The organism is Brucella anthropi, assembly GCF_046630315.1.
Lineage (GTDB): Bacteria > Pseudomonadota > Alphaproteobacteria > Rhizobiales > Rhizobiaceae > Brucella > Brucella anthropi_A.
Map to the genome: position 1 here is coordinate 41,123 of NZ_LQBD01000033.1, position 12,205 is coordinate 53,327.

The window sequence follows — 12,205 nt, forward strand, 5'->3', positions numbered from 1 at the left end:
GGAGTTTCGGCATGACTGCACGTATTCTCGTCTTTGCGGGTTCGGTCCGCATCGGCGCTTTTTCCGGCCACATGGCGGATGCGGCCGAAAAGGAGTTGCAGGCACAGGGCGCCGAGGTCACGCGCATCACGCTTGCAGATTATCCTCTGCCGATCATGGATCAGAATCTGGAAAACGAGCATGGCGTTCCCGAAAACGCCATGAGGCTCGGCCGCCTGTTCGCCGAACATGATGGGCTGATGATCTGCTCGCCGGAATATAACGCCTCGATCCCGCCGCTTCTGAAAAACACCATCGATTGGGTGAGCCGTATTTCGAGGGATGGAGACAGGCCGTTCAGGCCTTATGCCGGTCTGACAGTGGGCCTCTGCTCAAGTTCGGATGGCGCTTTTGCCGGCATGCGTGGACTATATCATTTGCGTGCGGTGCTGATGAATGTCGGCGTGCAGATCGTCACGGAGCAATGTTCGGTCGGTCATGCATCGGTGGCGTTCAATGAGGATGGTACGCTGAAAGAAGAGCGAAACGCCAGGATGCTTTCTGCTGTCTGCCGCAGCCTCATCGCGCGGGTGGAAGCAGCAAAAAGCTGATTGCGTCTCTTTCGTATCGGGGCCTGTTGTGCGAAGAGAGTAAGAATCACCACGGAGACTCTCATGACGACGACAGATTTGCGCGATCAACTGATCGTGGGCCTCGACGTGCCGACTATTGCTGAGGCGGAGAAGGCGGTCGAAGAGCTGGGCGATGCTGTTTCCTTCTACAAGATCGGCTATCAGCTGGTTTTTGCCGGTGGTCTCGACTTCGCGAAAAGCCTTGTGGCGGCGCGGAAAAAAGTCTTCCTCGACATGAAGCTGCTCGATATCGACAATACCATTGCGAAGGGTGTCGAGAATATTGCGAAGATGGGTGTTTCCATGCTCACGCTTCATGCCTATCCAAAGGCAATGCGTGCGGCGGTGGAAGCCGCGAGAGGGTCGGACCTCTGCCTTCTGGGCGTGACGGTCCTGACTTCCATGGACAATGCCGACCTGCGGGAAGCCGGTTATTCCGACGATGCGGAAGCCCTGGTGCTGAAACGCGCCCGTCAGGCCCGTGAGGCCGGTATGGGTGGCGTCGTCGCGTCCGCTGTGGAAGCCGCTGCCATCCGTCAGGCGGTAGGGCCCGATATGGCCATTGTCACGCCGGGCATTCGTCCCGCAGGTTCGGAAAAAGGCGACCAGAAACGGGTCATGACCCCTGCCGATGCCTTGAAGGCCGGAGCCAGCCATCTGGTCGTTGCCCGCCCGATTGTCGGCGCGGTTGATCGCAAAGCGGCAGCCCTTGCCATTCTGGAAGAAATGCGTTCCGTTGCGTGAGTGAAGACTGGAGGAGAGGATATGACGAAAGCCTATTGGATTGCCCGTGTGGATGTCCGCGATCCCGAGCGATACAAGGATTATGTTTCGACGGCGAAACCGGCCTTTGAGCGTTATGGCGCAAATTTCATCGCACGCGGCGGCAAGGCTGACGCGGTCGAAGGGCAGGGCCGCGCGCGCAATGTAATCATCGAGTTCGAAACCATGCAGCACGCGCTCGATTGCTACAATTCGCCGGAATATCAGGCTGCGAAGGCGATCCGCCAGACAGTGGCTGACGGCGAGATCGTCATCGTTGAAGGTATCTAAAATCAAAGGGCCCGCAGGGGCCCTTTTCCACTCGGTTTCTACAGCCGCACCGGCGGATCGTGACGACCGGCAAGCGTCAGATCGAGTTGCAGAACCTTTCCGGCATGAGGGTCCGAACGGCGGGATTCCTCGTCAAGACCTTCATAGGCGCTGGTCACGATCATCACCGCTGCATCCGGCCCGACAAAAGCGGGGCAGGAAGGTTGCTTCACCGGCAGTGAAATCGAGCGGATCAGGCGACCTTGCGGCGAATAGGCATTGAGCGAACTGCCGCCCCAGCAGGCATTCCAGAGCGTGCCCTCCGCATCGACGACCGAGCCATCAATGCCGCCTTCTTCGGCCCGATGGTGGAAAACGCTTTTGTCGGATATCGGCAAGCCGGTTTCGGGGTCCGTGTCGACCCGCCAGATGATATTGCGATCCGTATCGGCGAAATAAGCAACCTTGCCGTCGGGAGAAAAGCAGATCGAATTGGTGATCGTGATGCCGGAGAAAAGCTTTTTCACCTGACCTTCGCTATACCACCAGATCGAGCCGGCATCGGGCTCGGCCTTCTTGCCCATCGTGCCGATCCAGAACGAGCCTGACGGGTGCACGCGCGCATCATTGGAACGGGTGATTTCATTATCGGCTTCAAGCGGATGATGAAGTGTCAGGCGCCCATTGGCCCGCTCACGAATGAACAGCCCATGTTCGCTGACGATCAACTGGCGGTCGCGATCGATGACGGCAAGGGCGCTGGCCTTCATGCCCAGCGCATGGACGTGGATTTCACCGCTGTCCCAGTTTTTCTCGATCAGGTTCTGGCCGAGAATATCGAACCACCAGACATTTCCGCTCAATGGATCGTAGCCGGGGCCTTCGCCAAGTTCTGCTATATGGTCGGCAAACAGGGTAGTTTTAACGACGCTCACCTTTTCCTCCCGAAACGGCCGATATGATTGTACTCAGCATAGACAACGGATGAAAGCTGATCCAGTTCAACTTCGTCCATCGGAAAGTATGACCAGGGCCCAGGCCGGTTCAAGAGAAAGGACTATATTGCCTGACCATTCCGTTTTAGATTTCCCGCAACTTCGAATCGCGAGGAAATCATGGCTCTCAAAGTCGCGGTCCAGATGGACCATATCAGCACGGTGAATATTGCAGGCGATACGACCTTCGCCCTCTCGCTCGAGGCGCAGAAGCGCGGTCATGAGCTTTATCATTATACGCCCGACCGGCTTTCGATGCGCGATGGCATTGTTTCCGCCCGTCTGGAAAAGATGGACGTGCGCGACGTCAAGGGCGACCATTATACGCTGGGTGAGCCGATCCGCCGCGACCTGTCGGAAATGGATGTGGTGCTTCTGCGTCAGGACCCGCCCTTCGATATGAACTACATCACCACCACCCATCTTCTGGAGCGGATTCATCCGAAGACACTGGTGGTCAACGATCCGGCCTGGGTGCGCAACAGTCCCGAAAAAATCTTCGTGACCGAGTTTCCTGATCTGATGCCCGAAACGCTCATCACCAAAGACCCGCAGGAAGTCATGGATTTCCGGCGCGAATTCGGCGATATCATTTTGAAGCCGCTTTACGGTAATGGCGGTGCGGGCGTCTTCCATCTGGCTGATGGCGACCGCAATCTCACCTCGCTTCTGGAAATGTTCGGTCAGCTGTTCAAGGAGCCGTTCATTGCGCAGCGCTATCTGAAGGACGTGCGCGCCGGCGACAAGCGCATCATCCTGATCGATGGCGAACCTGTCGGCGCAATCAATCGCGTACCGTCGGAAACCGATGCCCGGTCAAACATGCATGTTGGCGGGCGTGCCGAACAGAGCAAGCTGACGCCGCGTGAACGTGAGATTTGCGAGCGTATTGGCCCTTCGCTGAAGGAGCGTGGTTTCATTCTGGTCGGCATCGATGTGATCGGCGACTATATGACAGAAATCAACGTCACCTCTCCGACCGGTATCCGCGAAATCCAGCGTTTCGACGGAACCGATATCGCAGCCCTCTTCTGGGATGCGGTTGAGGCCAAGCGTTAATTTGTTCTCTTAACGTTCTTGAACTTGTTGCTCGCTCGTGCTTAACTCCTCAAGTTGTATTTGAGTGTTTACTCACTTGAGAGATGTGGTGCGTGGCGAGCGGGGGCACATGGTCGCGCGGGTTGGAACGGTTGCCTTTCAGGGCATAGAGGCTGTGCCTGTCGACGTGCAGGTGATGGTTGCGCCGGGCAAGATGGGCATGTCCATCGTCGGCCTGCCGGACAAGGCCGTGGCGGAAAGCCGTGAGCGTGTGCAGGCAGCATTGCACGCTTCCGGGCTTTCCATGCCAACCAAGCGGGTGGCGGTCAATCTGGCGCCAGCAGACCTGCCGAAAGAAGGGTCGCACTATGATTTGCCCATTGCCGTCGGGCTGATGGCGGCGATCGGCGCTATTCCCGCAGATGCAATCCAGTCCTATCTCGTTCTGGGTGAGCTCTCGCTCGATGGTTCGATAACATCAGTGGCAGGTGTCCTGCCTGCTGCAATCGGGGCGAACCGGGAAGAAAAAGGGCTCATCTGCCCGCATTCCTGCGGGCCGGAAGCGGCCTGGGCGGGTGCTGACATCGACATTCTGGCTCCGCGCAGCCTGATCGCCCTTGCCAACCATTTTCGCGGCACGCAGGTCTTGACCCGGCCGGAACCATCCATGCGGATTTCCGGTGAAACGGAACTCGATCTCGCCGATATCAAGGGGCAGGAAACCGCAAAGCGAGCGCTTGAAATCGCGGCTGCGGGCAATCACAATTTGCTGCTTGTTGGGCCGCCGGGATCGGGCAAATCCATGCTTGCACAGCGATTGCCCTCCATTCTGCCCCGCCTTTCTCCGCGCGAATTGCTGGATGTTTCGATGATCGCCTCGATTGCAGGTGAACTTTCGGGCGGAAAACTGTCGGATCGCCGTCCGTTCCGCGCCCCTCACCATTCAGCCTCCATGGCGGCAATGGTTGGCGGCGGGCTGCGTGCAAGGCCCGGCGAGGTATCGCTTGCGCATAACGGCGTGCTGTTTCTGGACGAATTTCCCGAGTTTTCACCGCAAGTGCTGGATTCTCTGCGCCAGCCGCTCGAAACCGGCGAATGTCTCATTGCCCGCGTCAATCATCGCACCAGCTATCCGGCACGCTTTCAACTGATTGCCGCCATGAACCCCTGCCGTTGCGGTATGGCAGGCGAACCGGGGCATGTTTGCGCACGCGGCCCACGCTGTCAGGCTGACTATCAGGCGCGTATATCTGGCCCGCTTCTCGACCGTATCGATTTGCGGGTGGATATGCCCGCCGTCTCCGCTTTCGATCTCATCAAGCCGTCCCAATCGGAAACCAGCGAGACGGTCGCACAACGCGTCGCCCGCGCCCGTGCAACGCAGGCCGCCCGCTATCAAGCGCTCGGTCTGGAACCCTTCATGACCAATGCCTATTGTTCAGCCAGGCTGATCGAGACGGTCGCCGAGCCCGATGCCGCAGGCCTCAAGCTCTTGCGTGACGCAAGCGAGCAGATGCATTTTTCCGCTCGCGCCTATCATCGCATCCTGAAGGTCGCCCGCACGCTGGCCGATCTGGATGGGGCCGACAAGGTCGGCCGCATCCATCTGGCCAGCGCCATATCCTATCGCATGGGGGCGGAAAGACTGGTTTCCGCAGCATAAGCATTTCCAGCGATACCGTAGTAACGGGACTGCTCCATGATTTGGCAGTCAACGTGGCGCTATTCGCTTCCGATGACGGAGATGGCCATAAAATTGTACGAATAGCGCCCGTTTCAGGTTCATATCCCGAATGTTACAAAGCCATTTTCGTCGATGGCCCATGCCGGGTTCCAGGCAATTTCCCAGGCATGATCGTCGGGATCGGCGACATAGCCGCGAAAACCACCATGAGCCGGTGCATCGGCCGGCCGCAACAATTTGCCGCCGGCCCCAACCAATCGGTCCATCAGGGGCGTGACATCCGCTTTCAGGTCCACATTATGCGCAAGAGAAAGTGCGCCGGGCTGTAGAAGACCATCGCGGTTCATGTCGGTTTCAAGCGAGGCTTTCAGAAAGGTTCCGAGAACGAAACCATTCATCTGATAAAAGATGATTTCTTCATTTTCGAAAACGGGCACCCAGCCGAAGCCCTCGGCATAGAAGCGACGCGAGCGCGCCAGATCGGCAATACCAAGCGTGATGACGGAGATTTGCTGTTTCATAACCAAGACCTTTTGTTCTCCGGCGCACCATTGCATCGGAGTGGAAGGTCAAGGGACACGACGCACCTGCCAGAATGCAAGCAATCGCGAAGGCCAGGACCCGCTTTGCAACGGGGATCGGGCTAACCGCACCGACCTCTCCTTTTAAGACCCGGAATGAATAGCACATTCCGGGACATTTTCAAAACAAATGAGGCAATCTCGATATCAGTGCACCGCGCCGACGAGCAGATTATCCGGGCCTTCAATCGTGACCCAGCGGCCGGTATCGTTTGCGGCCTGACGCTTCAGATAGGTGTAATCCGTCTCGTTCCAGCGCATGACTTCATCCGTCAGATTGTCGAGAACGAAGTCACCGCGATCGGTGCGGACGGTGAGGACCGCATGGCCTTCGCCGTCCGGCTTGCGAACGACGGTAATCAGCAGATCGGTGATCGGAATGCCGGCTTTCTGCAATTCGCGCTGCTTCAGCACGACGTAATCTTCGCAGTCGCCGACGGTCGTCGGATAGGCCCAATATTCCTCAACGCCGTAGATTTCCATATCGGTCATCGGCTTGATGCGTTCATTGACCGAAAGATTGATCTCCACGATGCGCTGCCAGTTTGAATGGTTGAGCTGCAACGGGCGAGTGTCGCGGCTGGTGATGCCGCATTCCTTGGCTTCGCGCTTGCAGAATTCGTAATGTCCGATCGGCTGCGAGGTCAGCTTGCCCGTCTGCATGAAGTCACCAGAAGCGGCTTTTGCACCAAAGCTTGCCATCAGCAGCGAAGCCGCGAAACCGGCGGCTGCCATAATCTTTGTGGTCGAGCGAACAACGCAAAACATACTCAACGCCCTTTGGCTCTCGCCATTTACTCATTTATTAACGAAACGTTAAAGTCTGAAACAGTCTGGAGTCAATTCGGTTTGCCTCAGCTTCGCCTGACTTCTTAATTAATGGTTAACGCGCGCATCCGTGAAAAATACAAGCATTGATTGAATTTAACGGCTGTGCGGAACCGATCGGGCAGTGAAAACCACTCATAATTTTGCCACGGTCCGGGCGCTTGTCTTTTGCCGCGAATAAGCCAATTGTTGGTGTTCGACCGGATCGTCACGATCCCAATGCAAAGGCCAAGGGATGACAGGCGCAACGACGCGCAAGGCCACGGCAGACGACATGGATGCGCTCCTGCGCATCGAAGAACGCTGTTTCGAGACGGACCGGATTTCCCGCCGCTCATTTCGCGCCCTCATCGCAAGACCGACCGCCGAAACCATCGTTGCAACGGTGGATGGGAGCGTTATCGGCTACGCGATGATCCTGTTCCGTCATGGCACCGCGCTTGCGCGGCTATATTCCATAGCCGTCGATCCGGAGGCCGGAATCAAGGGTATCGGATCGCTTTTGTTACAGGCCGCTGAAACGGCAGCTTACGACCACGACCGTCCATTGCTGCGGCTGGAGGTGCGCGAGGATAATGAACGTGCCATCGCGCTCTACAAGCGGCACGGTTATCGCCCCATCGGACGTTATCTCGATTACTATGCGGATCATTCGGATGCGCTGCGTTTCGAAAAGACGGTTCGCGGCGACATTTCCCCGGTTACGGCCTTTCCCTATTACGAACAGACAACCGATTTTACCTGCGGTGCCGCCTGTCTGATGATGGTGCTTGCCCGGCACAATCGGGAAATGCAGCTCGATCCCGTGCTGGAAGTTCGCCTTTGGCGCGATGCGACGACGATCTATATGATGTCGGGACCGGGCGGTTGCGAACCTTTCGGGCTTGCCGTTGCCGCACATGAGCGTGGTCTGAAGGCATCGATCATCGTCTCCATCGAGGATATGCTTTTCCTGCAGTCGGTGCGTTCGGAAGAAAAGCGCAAGGTCATGCAACTGGCGCAGACCGATTTTCGCCAGCGCACCGAAGCCTATGCCATTCCGGTGGATTATCGTGGTTTCACGCTGCACGATATTCTGGCTGCCCTGCGCCGCGGGGCGGCTGTGATCGTCTTGGTCAGCGGTTATCATATGTTCGGCAAGAAAGTGCCGCATTGGGTGCTGGCCCATGGTGAAGATGGGCGGCACATTCTCATTCACGATCCCTGGGTGGAGGAAGAGCTCGGCGAAACCATCGCCGATGCTGCAAATGTCCCTGTTCCCTTTCACATTTTCGACCGTATCGCACGGTTCGGCAGCGATGGGCTCAGGGCAGCCGTTATTCTGGAAAAAAGGACGGACTGATGACGATCTGCGTCATTCTGGTAGGGCGCCTCTCGGATATCGACAATGGGGCGACGCCGCACAAGGTCATGACCACGCGCGATTATCTCGCCCATCCCGCACTCTTCAACGGGCAGCTGCGCCCGCGCATCATCAATCTATCACGCTCCTATGCCTATCAGAGCCGCGGCTATTACGCTTCGCTTCTGGCTGAGGCGCGTGGCCATCGCATCATTCCTTCCGTGGAAACCATGATCGATCTGTCGGAACGGCGGCTTTATGAAAACGCCATTCCCGAACTGGAAGACATGTTGAACAAGGCGCTCGGCAAGCATCCGGAAAAAGCGCCGGAAACGATCCATGTGCATTTCGGGCTTGCCGATAATCCTGATTTTGAGCGTTTTGGCCGGCTGCTCTTCGACTGGTTTCGCGCGCCGTCGCTGGAAGTCACGATCAAGCCCGGCGAATGGGCGCGAATCCAGAAGATCGGCTTTGCGAATATCGCGAAGTTTACGAAGACACAGAAGGAACGCTTCGAGGAGGCACTTGATCGCTATACCCAGCGTGAGTGGCGCGCCGCACGCCCCAAGGTTCCGGCACGCTATTCCTTCGCGACATTGTGCGATCCGAAGGAGGCCATGCCGCCATCGACCGTCTCCACACTGAAGCACTGGGCGAGGATCGCGGCGCGGCTCGGCGTGGAAGTGGAGCCGATTGGCAAGCGGGATCTGCCGCGGCTTGCCAATTATGACGCCCTGTTCATCCGCGAGACGACATCGATTTCCAATCACACCTATCGTTTTGCCCGGCGCGCGCAGCAGGAAAACATGCCGGTGATCGATGATCCTATTTCCATGATCCGCTGCACCAACAAGGTTTATCTGCACGAATTGATGCAGGCAAACGATGTGGCGGTTCCGCCAACGGTGATGATCGCGGGCGAGGAGGATCTGGAGCGCGCTGCCGATATGCTCGGCTTTCCGATGGTCATCAAGATACCGGATTCGTCGTTTTCGCGCGGCGTGAAGAAGGTGAAGGATTTTGAGGAGCTGAAAGCGCTTGCCACATTATGGCTGGAGGACAGCGACCTCCTGCTGGCGCAGAAATATATGCCGACCAGGTTCGACTGGCGCGTCGGCGTCCTCGACGGCAAGCCGCTTTTCATCTGCCAGTATATGATGGCCAAGAACCACTGGCAGATCGTCAAGCACGATACGGGCGGCAAGCCGCTGGAAGGCGGGTTTCGGTCCTATGCGCTGGGCGATGCGCCGCCAGCGGTTCTGGAAACCGGGCTTCGCGCGGCACGCTGCATTGGCGACGGACTCTATGGCGTCGACCTGAAGGAAACCGACGACGGCGTGGTGGTGATCGAGGTCAACGACAATCCCAATCTTGAACGCGGGATCGAGGACGCCGCCGAAAAGGACGAGGTCTGGATCAAGCTGACGCGCTGGTTCACCGACCGGCTGGATCGCAGGTAGACATGCCGCCTGAAATTCGAGGCGGTTTTGCCGGAAATGCTCCGGCTGAACTCAAAGCGGTGTAAAGCAGACCTTGGTGTGTCCCGCGCCGATGAAGCCGAGACGGCTTGCGGCACCTTTTGACAGGTCGAGAACGCGTCCCTTGATGAAGGGGCCGCGATCGTTGATGCGCACGACAAGCGACTTGCCGTTTTTCTGATTGGTAACCTTGACCTTGCTGCCAAGCGGCAGGGTGCGGTGCGCTGCGGTCATGCCGGCTGGGTTCATGCGTTCGCCCGAAGCCGTGCGGGAAGTGAGGGCGTACCAGGAGGCGCCGCCGCATTGCTGTGCTGAAGCCTCGATTGCGGTGGCCGCGAGAAGACCGGTTGCCGCAACGGCAAGCATAGCCATACGGGTCTTGAAAGTCATGCCAGATCCACTAGTTGTTAACGGGGTGTCCCACAGTTGTCGCTGAGAAAGACAAATGCGAACTGGAATCTAAATGTGGCGCTGGCGTGGTTCGAATGAGAACATTGTGCGATATATGAATCTATATCGCGTCGGGAAAATCATCCTATACTGAGCGTTGTTTACTTGATTGCATAAACATAACCAAGGAATATTAGGAAACGTTTGGTTTTGTTTCTGTAAATCCGTTTACGATTCGTTAGGAATCTACGGCGCGCTTTTGCTGTGCCTTGTTTTCCCATGGCGATTGCAAGAAAAGCTGCTTGGTCGGCTGCCCGACCGGACGAACCAGGGTGCAATTTTTATTTGTATGGCAAGTTTTCAGCCTGAGCGGCAAAGTTGACGAAATGAGGCATTTCGGAGGCGAATTGCAATTTATGACTGTATTTCACAATTCATTACCGGGTTCGGAAAAGTTATCCACAGGGGTTGAAAGCTGGTGGAATGACATTTCTTTGACTGCTTTGATCCTCCACGAAAGCGCGAGATACCTGCTATAAGCGTGTGGGTCACACGATGGAGCGCCATGCAGGATCAGCCGGAAACAGATAGGACCGATACCGCTTCGTCCGCAATTTCAGCGAGCAGGCGGATAGTCTATTTCTGCCTTGGTTTCCTGATGCTGGGGCTTGGCATCATTGGCGCCTTCCTGCCGGTCATGCCGACCACGATCTTCATCATTTTGGCTGCCTGGTTTTTTGCGCGGTCATCGCCGAAGCTTGAAGCGCGCCTGTTGGCCGATCCGCGTTTCGGTCCGCTGGTCATCAAATGGCGCGAGCGCGGCGCCATTCCACCCAAGGCAAAGCTCTATGCCTGCCTTGGCATGATCTGCGGCTATGGCCTGTTCTGGTGGGGGGCACATCCGGGGTTGCCTCTGGCGATGCTCGTCACTGTCTTCATGCTGGGTTCGGCAGCTTATGTCTTGAGCCGTCCCAACGGGTGAGCAGGATGGCAGGCTTCGCGTCTCTCGCGGCTGCGTCCATGTCTTTGGCAGTTTGCAACAAAGCTGTAACATTAGTGTCATACGAGTGTAATATACAGCGCGTAGAGGGCTAACGACGCCACATCGTCACGTGTCTTTTACAACAGGAGCCGCAGCTCATGAACAAGATGATTTCCTCGACCGCAGCGCTTGCCATCGCTGCCGTTATGTCGGTTTCCGCCGCTCAGGCGCGCGATCAGATTCAGGTTGCCGGTTCCTCGACCGTTCTGCCTTATGCAAAGATCGTTGCCGAGACCTTCGGAGAAACCTTCCCTAACTTCAAGACGCCGGTTGTTGAATCGGGCGGCTCGGGTGCGGGCATCAAGGAATTCTGCAAGGGCGTCGGTGAAAACACCATCGATATCGCCAATGCATCGCGCGCCATGAAGGACTCGGAGCTGAAGTCGTGCATCGACGCTGGCGTCAAGGACGTTCAAGAAGTGCGCTTCGGCTATGACGGCATCGTCTTCGCCACCGATGCCAAGGGCCCGGACTGGAAGCTGAAGCCGGAAGACATCTACAAGGCGCTCGCCGCCAAGCTGGTCGTTGACGGCAAGCTGGTCGACAATCCGAACACCAAATGGAGCCAGGTCAACCCGGACCTCCCGGATTGGGACATTGCTGCCTATATTCCGGGTGAAAAGCACGGCACCCGCGAAGTGTTTGAAGAAAAGGTTCTCGCCGACGGCTGCAAGCACTCCGGCGCTTTGGATGAAATCAAGAAGACCGGTCTCGACGACAAGGCTGCCGCTTCCGCCTGCATTGCCGTGCGCAAGGACGGCAAGGCTGTCGACATCGATGGCGATTATGCGGAAACGCTGGCCCGCATCGACTCCAACAAGACGGGCGTTGGTGTTTTCGGCCTCTATTTCTTCGAAAACAATGCCGACAAGCTGAAGGTTGCCACCGTCAACGATGTCACGCCTTCGGCTGAGACCGTCGCTTCGGGCGAATATCCGGTGTCGCGTCCGCTGTTCTTCTATGTGAAGAAGGCCCATCTCGGCGTCATTCCGGGACTGAAGGAATATGTCGAGTTCTTCCTGAACGACCAGATGATCGGTCCTGACGGCCCGCTCGCCGAATATGGTCTGGTTCCGGCTCCCGATGCAGAACGTGAAGCACAGCGCGCCGCCTTCTCCGAAGGCAAGACGATGGCAGCGAAGTAAATTTTAGTCTGTGGAACGCGGGGATGACACATCTCCGCG

At 57.2% G+C, this 12,205-nt stretch carries 13 protein-coding genes; 9 read left to right on the forward strand and 4 right to left on the reverse strand.

Annotated elements, in window-relative coordinates; all coding sequences use genetic code 11:
- The first annotated feature begins 11 nt into the window (after positions 1-11).
- The 3 genes from AVM02_RS13920 (at position 12) to AVM02_RS13930 (ending at position 1,664) form a co-directional block, all read left to right on the forward strand.
- Positions 12-590: an NADPH-dependent FMN reductase gene (locus AVM02_RS13920; RefSeq protein WP_411507517.1), complete on the forward strand. Its 579-nt coding sequence runs from the start codon at positions 12-14 to the stop codon at positions 588-590.
- A 63-nt stretch (positions 591-653) separates the two neighbouring features.
- Positions 654-1,355 carry an orotidine-5'-phosphate decarboxylase gene (gene pyrF, locus AVM02_RS13925; protein WP_411507518.1) on the forward strand — a complete coding sequence of 234 codons (702 nt, stop codon included), beginning with the start codon at positions 654-656 and terminating at the stop codon, positions 1,353-1,355.
- A 21-nt stretch (positions 1,356-1,376) separates the two neighbouring features.
- Positions 1,377-1,664, forward strand: a complete 288-nt coding sequence (locus AVM02_RS13930; RefSeq protein ID WP_411507519.1) for a DUF1330 domain-containing protein — start codon at positions 1,377-1,379, stop codon at positions 1,662-1,664.
- Positions 1,665-1,702: 38 nt separating this feature from the next.
- On the opposite strand, the gene AVM02_RS13935 is transcribed toward AVM02_RS13930, so the two are convergent.
- The gene (locus tag AVM02_RS13935) at positions 1,703-2,578 is read right to left on the reverse strand and encodes an SMP-30/gluconolactonase/LRE family protein (protein WP_411507520.1); all 876 of its coding nucleotides are present in this window, start codon (positions 2,576-2,578) and stop codon (positions 1,703-1,705) included.
- Positions 2,579-2,758: 180 nt separating this feature from the next.
- On the opposite strand from AVM02_RS13935, the gene gshB reads away from it, so the two are divergent.
- On the forward strand, positions 2,759-3,697 hold the full coding sequence (gene gshB / locus AVM02_RS13940; protein WP_411507521.1) for a glutathione synthase: 939 nt from the start codon (positions 2,759-2,761) through the stop codon (positions 3,695-3,697).
- Positions 3,698-3,806: 109 nt separating this feature from the next.
- Positions 3,807-5,339, forward strand: a complete 1,533-nt coding sequence (locus AVM02_RS13945; RefSeq protein ID WP_411507522.1) for a YifB family Mg chelatase-like AAA ATPase — start codon at positions 3,807-3,809, stop codon at positions 5,337-5,339.
- 119 nt (positions 5,340-5,458) lie between these two features.
- Here AVM02_RS13945 and AVM02_RS13950 read toward each other — a convergent pair whose 3' ends face one another.
- Both AVM02_RS13950 and AVM02_RS13955 read right to left on the reverse strand, forming a co-directional pair.
- Complete coding sequence (locus AVM02_RS13950) at positions 5,459-5,881, reverse strand: VOC family protein (RefSeq protein ID WP_411507523.1); 423 nt, start codon at positions 5,879-5,881, stop codon at positions 5,459-5,461.
- 207 nt (positions 5,882-6,088) lie between these two features.
- Positions 6,089-6,709, reverse strand: coding sequence for a transglutaminase-like cysteine peptidase (locus AVM02_RS13955; protein ID WP_411507524.1), 621 nt, complete (start codon positions 6,707-6,709; stop codon positions 6,089-6,091).
- A gap of 295 nt (positions 6,710-7,004) precedes the next feature.
- Between AVM02_RS13955 and AVM02_RS13960 the strand changes: the two genes are divergently transcribed.
- Positions 7,005-8,111 (forward strand): peptidase C39 family protein, encoded by a 1,107-nt coding sequence (locus AVM02_RS13960; protein WP_411507525.1) that lies wholly within the window; start codon positions 7,005-7,007, stop codon positions 8,109-8,111.
- Positions 8,111-9,571, forward strand: coding sequence for a RimK family protein (locus AVM02_RS13965; protein ID WP_411507526.1), 1,461 nt, complete (start codon positions 8,111-8,113; stop codon positions 9,569-9,571). Before AVM02_RS13960 ends, AVM02_RS13965 begins: the two co-directional genes overlap by 1 nt.
- Positions 9,572-9,622: 51 nt before the next feature.
- Here AVM02_RS13965 and AVM02_RS13970 read toward each other — a convergent pair whose 3' ends face one another.
- Positions 9,623-9,979 carry a septal ring lytic transglycosylase RlpA family protein gene (locus AVM02_RS13970; RefSeq protein WP_411507527.1) on the reverse strand — a complete coding sequence of 119 codons (357 nt, stop codon included), beginning with the start codon at positions 9,977-9,979 and terminating at the stop codon, positions 9,623-9,625.
- 565 nt (positions 9,980-10,544) lie between these two features.
- Here AVM02_RS13970 and AVM02_RS13975 point away from each other — a divergent pair.
- Complete coding sequence (locus AVM02_RS13975) at positions 10,545-10,961, forward strand: YbaN family protein (protein WP_411507528.1); 417 nt, start codon at positions 10,545-10,547, stop codon at positions 10,959-10,961.
- Positions 10,962-11,119: 158 nt separating this feature from the next.
- Positions 11,120-12,166 carry a PstS family phosphate ABC transporter substrate-binding protein gene (locus tag AVM02_RS13980; protein ID WP_411507529.1) on the forward strand — a complete coding sequence of 349 codons (1,047 nt, stop codon included), beginning with the start codon at positions 11,120-11,122 and terminating at the stop codon, positions 12,164-12,166.
- Positions 12,167-12,205 lie beyond the last annotated feature (39 nt).

Coding starts and splice junctions, on each gene's coding strand:
- AVM02_RS13965 (WP_411507526.1), top strand. CDS start 8,111: ATGACGATCTGCGTCATTCTGGTAGGGCGCCTCTCGGATATCGACAAT.
- AVM02_RS13975 (WP_411507528.1), top strand. CDS start 10,545: ATGCAGGATCAGCCGGAAACAGATAGGACCGATACCGCTTCGTCCGCA.
- pyrF (WP_411507518.1), top strand. CDS start 654: ATGACGACGACAGATTTGCGCGATCAACTGATCGTGGGCCTCGACGTG.
- AVM02_RS13950 (WP_411507523.1), bottom strand. CDS start 5,881: ATGAAACAGCAAATCTCCGTCATCACGCTTGGTATTGCCGATCTGGCG.
- gshB (WP_411507521.1), top strand. CDS start 2,759: ATGGCTCTCAAAGTCGCGGTCCAGATGGACCATATCAGCACGGTGAAT.
- AVM02_RS13980 (WP_411507529.1), top strand. CDS start 11,120: ATGAACAAGATGATTTCCTCGACCGCAGCGCTTGCCATCGCTGCCGTT.
- AVM02_RS13945 (WP_411507522.1), top strand. CDS start 3,807: ATGGTCGCGCGGGTTGGAACGGTTGCCTTTCAGGGCATAGAGGCTGTG.
- AVM02_RS13955 (WP_411507524.1), bottom strand. CDS start 6,709: ATGTTTTGCGTTGTTCGCTCGACCACAAAGATTATGGCAGCCGCCGGT.
- AVM02_RS13930 (WP_411507519.1), top strand. CDS start 1,377: ATGACGAAAGCCTATTGGATTGCCCGTGTGGATGTCCGCGATCCCGAG.
- AVM02_RS13970 (WP_411507527.1), bottom strand. CDS start 9,979: ATGACTTTCAAGACCCGTATGGCTATGCTTGCCGTTGCGGCAACCGGT.
- AVM02_RS13920 (WP_411507517.1), top strand. CDS start 12: ATGACTGCACGTATTCTCGTCTTTGCGGGTTCGGTCCGCATCGGCGCT.
- AVM02_RS13960 (WP_411507525.1), top strand. CDS start 7,005: ATGACAGGCGCAACGACGCGCAAGGCCACGGCAGACGACATGGATGCG.